We start from the raw sequence: 3677 nt of genomic DNA on the forward strand, positions 1-3677 counted from the left end.
GCGCCTGCGTAAAAAGCTAATAATAATCAGGGTTTTGAGCTTTACGACTGAACACAACAATAGGGAGGAGCGATTTCTACCTAAATTAGAACAAAATCAACACCCTAGGGTTGGGGGGATTTAATTCGTTGCAGCTTCATATTAAATTGGTATGAGCTGATTTACAGGTAGAACTCTCTGTGTTCTCTGTGACAGACGTGTTAAAAATAATTACTTGACACGGCACAGGCAAGATGACTGTGCTACGGTTTGCGGTCATCGGAACGGGCACCGTACATTTTTAATATAAGCTTTAAAGCTTTCTCCTTATATCTACTAAATTTTACCGTTGTGTCTTTGCTACGCACGCTTTCTTTTTTGTACTTTTCAGGCTGAGAGGCTAAGGTTGTGTAATTATAAAGGTTACGCTTATGACTTTGAGCTAGGGTGTTATTTTGTTGTAACGTCTTAACAGGTCTGCTGTGAACCCATCTCACGAACGACTTTACGTTATGTTTTGATAACGCTTTTGCTGGAGTGATGCTTTGTGTTACCGCGATAGATAAAGCAGCTAAGGCTAAGAATTTATACTTCAAACGCATATGCTATCAGTAGTGTTTGCCTGGACTAACCTGTACTCATTACTAGTAGCTTCAATCTTATCTCCGTATTTCCGGAATAACCAGTTGTTCTGTAACAATTTCTTAAAATATTATAATATTACATCAAATATTACATCCAAAGAGCGTGAATCACTCATAACGGCGCCTGAAACCGATTAAATTACGCATAAATAAAAACCAAGTGCTGTCATCAGCAAAGTCTATGACTGGCATATCTGTTACTTATCTTTACAAAACTTAGTTAATTTCTCAGATAAAATAAAGTAGTTACTGTTCTAACTTGATACATTTAGGTTACAAGTTCGACATACTTCTTAATAAATCCACAGTAGAACCACAAAACGTTCTAATCTAAAAGCTGACTGGGTTAATTTTTTTCTCTGGCAGCTTGTAGGAGACAAAGGGCAACACAAAAGTTGCTGAACGTCAAGTCCTAGGCAAAGCGCCAGACTTAACACATAAAAATAATGATGGGAGTTTTAGAAATCCGATGAGTGTTAAGGCAAGTGGTGGAAGCTCGGTTGCGCGCCCGCAACTATATCAAACTGTAGCATTATCGACAATTTCCCAAGCCGAACAGCAAGACCGTTTCTTGGGAACAGGTGAACTGAATGAATTGGCTAGCTACTTTGCGTCCGGCGCCAAGCGTTTAGCGATAGCCCAAACTCTGACAGATAATTCTGAGATTATAGTCTCGCGTGCTGCGAACCGAATTTTTGTCGGTGGTACGCCGATGGCTTTCTTGGAAAAGCCCAAAGACCCAGAAGTGGCGATGGCAGTATCGGAGGCACTAGGCGCCTCGATAGTTGATGTACGTCGTGGGATGGAACTAGGAAACGTAACCTACGTTGAAAGTCGTGGTGGTTTCTTTGAAAATTTACGTTCAATCTTTAACACTGCTTCAACTGGTCCAACTCCTCCAGGTTTTAGACCAATAAACGTTGCCCGCTATGGTCCATCGAACATGGCGAAGAGTCTACGTGACTTAAGCTGGTTTCTACGTTATGCAACTTACGCAATTGTTGCAGGCGACCCAAACATTATCGCTGTAAATACACGCGGTTTGCGGGAAATCATTGAAAACGCTTGTTCTACAGAAGCAACAATTGTTGCGCTACAAGAAATAAAGGGAGCGTCGCTAAGTTATTTCCGTGCTGACGCGGAAGCGACGGAAATTGTTAGCCAGTACATGGATGTATTGATTAGCGAATTCAAAGCTCCTACACCATCAACCAAAGTGCGTCAGCGTCCTTCTTCTGACCAACAAGGTTTGGAACTGCCACAAATTTACTTTAATGCTTCCGAACGGCGCCAGAAGTTCGTGATGAAGTCAGGATTATCGGCAGTTGAAAAGAACGATGTTATCAAAGCGGCATATCGACAAATTTTCGAGCGTGATATTACGCGCGCTTATGGCTTGTCTCTATCATATTTAGAGTCACAAGTCAAAAACGGCGACATCTCAATGAAAGAGTTTGTACGTCGTATTTGCAAATCTCCGCTTTACCGCAAAAACTTCTTCGACCCATATATTAATAGTCGCGCTTTAGAATTGGCATTCCGTCATATTTTAGGTCGTGGACCTTCTTCACGCGAGGAAGTGCAAAACTATTTCTCGGTAGTTTCTTCAAAAGGTCTATCTGGACTTGTTGACGCTTTAGTAGATTCGCAGGAGTATTCAGATTACTTTGGTGAAGAAACTGTACCTTATCTACGCGGTTTAGGGCAAGAAGCTCAAGAATGTCGTAACTGGGGACCACAGCAAGACTTATTTAATTACAGCGCACCGTTTAGAAAAGTACCGCAATTCCTAACAACCTTTGCGTCGTACAATCAACCATTACCTGACCAACATCCATATGGTTCTGGTAATGACCCGTTGGAAATTCAATTTGGCGCTATTTTCCCGAAAGAAACGCGCAACCCCAGCAGCAGTCCTGCATTCTTTGGTAAAGATACCAAGCGTTTGTTAATCAACCAGGGACCAGGAATTAATAACCAAAACAGTAACCCTCGCGCTCGCGGTGTGGCGCCTGGTACACTAGGTCCCAAAGTCTTCAAGCTTGACCAATTACCTGGTACTCGCGGTAAAAAATCGAAAGCAGGTACAAACATTAAGTTCTCTGAAAGCTCTACACAAGCAGTAATTAAAGTTGCTTACTTACAAGTTTTCGGACGCGAAGTATACGAAGGTCAGCGTCAGAAAGTCGCAGAAATCAAGTTAGAAAACGGCGAAATTAGCATTAAGGAATTTGTCCGCACGTTAGCGAAGTCGGATGTTTTCCGCAAGATGTACTGGACTGGTTTGTACGTAATGAAATCGGTTGAATACATCCACCGTCGTTTGTTAGGTCGTCCTACTTATGGGCGCCAAGAAACTAACAAGTACTTTGATATTTGTGCGAAAAAAGGTTTCTATGCATTAATTGATGCAATTCTTGATACTGAAGAGTATCAACAAGCTTTCGGTGAAGATACTGTTCCATACGAACGTTATCTAACACCTGCTGGACAATCTGGACGTAACTTGCGTGTTGGTAGTATCCGTGAAGATATTACACCCAGCATTACAAAAGAAGAAGAAGTTCCAATGTTTGTGCAGTTGGGAACTCCAGCAGAAGCTCGTACAGAACCCGATGTTGCTTTCCGTACCAACCAAGGTGTCTCGAAGCAGCGTACACAAACCAAAATCTTCAAGCTTGTATCTGGTATTCGCGACAAAGTAGCTGTACAAACTATTATCAGTGCAGCTTACCGTCAGATTTTCGAGCGTGATATTGCACCTTATGTAGCTTCGTCTCGTGAATTTAAGGTATTAGAAAGCCGTTTAGGTAACGGGGAAATTACCGTTAAAGAATTTATTGAAGGTTTAGGTTCTTCGAGCCTGTACTTGAAAGAATTCTATACACCTTACCCCAATACTAAGGTAATCGAGTTAGGTACAAAACACTTCTTAGGACGGGCGCCGCAAAACCAACAGGAAATTCGTAAATACAACCAAATTTTGGCAACGCAAGGTATCAAAGCGTTTATTAGCGCACTGTTAAACACCGTTGAATACCAAGATGTATTTGG

2 protein-coding genes are annotated in these 3677 nt (G+C 41.8%); one reads left to right on the top strand and one right to left on the bottom strand.

The window, feature by feature from the left end:
- Positions 1-242: 242 nt before the first annotated feature.
- Entirely contained in the window at positions 243-575 is a 333-nt protein-coding gene (locus tag AC2JBO_RS43760; RefSeq protein ID WP_496959882.1) for a hypothetical protein, read from the bottom strand.
- A gap of 517 nt (positions 576-1092) precedes the next feature.
- Between AC2JBO_RS43760 and AC2JBO_RS43765 the strand changes: the two genes are divergently transcribed.
- Positions 1093-3677: phycobilisome rod-core linker polypeptide (locus AC2JBO_RS43765; protein WP_496959883.1), on the top strand; the 2585-nt coding region annotated here is incomplete at its 3' end.

Source organism: Calothrix sp. CBUCES-K 9914 (assembly GCF_059640475.1).